This window comes from Hyella patelloides LEGE 07179, assembly GCF_900659865.1.
Lineage (GTDB): Bacteria > Cyanobacteriota > Cyanobacteriia > Cyanobacteriales > Xenococcaceae > Hyella > Hyella patelloides.
Genome location: NZ_LR214263.1, coordinates 1 through 2,073 on the forward strand (window position 1 = coordinate 1; position 2,073 = coordinate 2,073).

Below are 2,073 nucleotides of genomic sequence, written 5' to 3' on the forward strand. Positions count from 1 at the left end.
TCGGTAGGAATTTAACCTACATGAATCAAGAGTTATTATATTTTCCAGGTTCTGAAAATATCCTCAGCGTTCCTCCAAATATGTTACTACTTGTAGTTAGACTGAAACGAGTCGCACATTGGGACGAAACCCATAGCTGGGGGTCAGATGATGATGAAGCTTCTGACGACTACTGGCATTTTCTCGGCAGGTATGAGTAGTTTTTCTGTACTTGATTCTAAGTTTGAGATTCCTGAGTTGAATAATAAGTCAATTAAATTGGATTATTTGAAGATTAAATATCGCAATTTTCTAATCAGAAAATTTTACGCTCTCTAAGGCGAGGAATAAAATCAATTAATTCTTCAATGTTAATTTGGATAGTTTGACAAATACTTTCTAATGGCAAATCATTAGCATCAAGTCCAAAAGGATTTTCAATTTCAATCCCAATTTGCTCTATGCCAAAAACCGTAAAACTAATTACACTTACTATTGGGGGAGTCCACCAAGCTAATTCAGTTACTAATTGAAATGGTAATGTTAAACAATAAATTAATAACAATTGTTTGAGATGAATTGAATAGGCAACTGGGATCGGAGTTTTTAAAATTCTTTCGCATCCACCCAAAACATCAACCATTGTATCCAATAATTTTAACATCGCTGTTAACTGATAGCTATTAATACAATTGCGCTCGAATTCTTGTTGAAGATATTCTCCAATTAACAAGGCTACCTGTAAAGGTGGATTATGAACTTCTTGTAGTCTTTCATACCAACATTCTGGAATCAAATCTCTAATTTCACTATTAATTGGCTGCCCCCTTAAATGTAATTTTGTGGTGATAGCAAAGACCACTAAAAGGCGTAAGGTCTTACTTTTTTCTTCTCGATCTTTTGGACTATTCTCTGTCACAGAAACCCAGATCATACGAGCAAGATTACGAATTGAATTGACTAAGCTACCCCACAGTTTGCGACCTTCCCAAAAACGTTCGTAAGCAGTATTAGTCCGAAAAACCAACAATAAACCCAAAACAATACTAGGAACAACACTACTGAGAACTGGTAAACCTACATCTGTGTAATAATAGTGAATCAGAGAAATTAATAAGCCAAATAATCCGCAAAAAATCACTCTAGGAATAATTGCAGGAATCACTGAAGATCGCCAGCAAAAAATAATTTTCAACCAGCTTTTTTCTTCAGGTTCGATAATTTTACTTAAAGGGATTTTTTCGCTCATTTTAAATTACTGATAATCTCTCAAATTTTAGCTTTCAATTAATGGTGTCTATCATCTTTTTGGTATTCTCCATCCCATATTTTAGTCAAGGCGATCGCTCTTGTGACCTCATTCTTCTTCGATATTTGATAACCGCGATCGCTTATTTGAAAAACTCCAATCTCACTCCAAGCACTCTCTTTTTGTAATACATCCTCTTTCTAGGCTGGCTATATTCCCGTCTTTTTAGCTATTAAACCCTTTGGATTAGTCCAAAGGGTTTAACTACAAACATACTATAAAAGACGCTCGCTCTCCACTAAACCTTCCCTTTGATACCCTAGATTTATACGTTAAATCTCTCAAGGCTACGTTCGATGATACTTCCCATCGTTTTGAAAACGTCGCAACCACAGTGGTTTTGATTCAAGAAATTGTTACAGCAATAGATTGAAAAAGAGCGATCGCGAAGTGGCAGGCTACGAGGCGATCGCTCATTACCATTCAGTCAAAAATCTGACCGAAAAACTCAATAATTTCTCTCCAGGCTGCATCGGTAGCCAAAGGATCGTATCGATAACCGTCATCCCGCATAAAAGTATGATTAGCTTGATAGATTAGGGACTTATGTTTAATTTCTGCATCATCTAAAGCTTGTAAAATCTTGTGTCTACCTTCCTTGGGAACATGAGGATCGAGAGTGCCAAATACCGTTAAGATTTCTCCTGTTATTTCTCTAACTCTTTCGATGGTGTCTGCTTTTTCTCTGCCCAGTTTACCGTTATCAATTCCTGTAGGATAGCAGCATACTCCTGCTTTTACTTCTGGTTGGAGTGCAGCGCGAAACGCTAAATGTCCCCCAAGAC

3 protein-coding genes are annotated in these 2,073 nt (G+C 36.8%); 1 reads left to right on the forward strand and 2 read right to left on the reverse strand.

The features are described 5' to 3' along the window. On the forward strand, positions 1–200 hold a 200-nt coding region (locus H1P_RS32935), incomplete at its 5' end, for a hypothetical protein (RefSeq protein WP_222427362.1). A 95-nt stretch (positions 201–295) separates the two neighbouring features. On the opposite strand, the gene H1P_RS32940 is transcribed toward H1P_RS32935, so the two are convergent. Both H1P_RS32940 and H1P_RS32945 read right to left on the reverse strand, forming a co-directional pair. Beyond that, positions 296–1,228, reverse strand: a complete 933-nt coding sequence (locus H1P_RS32940; RefSeq protein ID WP_144875656.1) for a bestrophin family protein — start codon at positions 1,226–1,228, stop codon at positions 296–298. 483 nt (positions 1,229–1,711) lie between these two features. Further along, positions 1,712–2,073 (reverse strand): dienelactone hydrolase family protein (locus H1P_RS32945; protein ID WP_186376293.1); only part of this gene is annotated, 362 nt, incomplete at its 5' end.

What these genes read in the sequence shown, in the direction of transcription:
- H1P_RS32940 (WP_144875656.1), bottom strand. Translation starts at nt 1,228, where the DNA reads ATGAGCGAAAAAATCCCTTTAAGTAAAATTATCGAACCTGAAGAAAAA.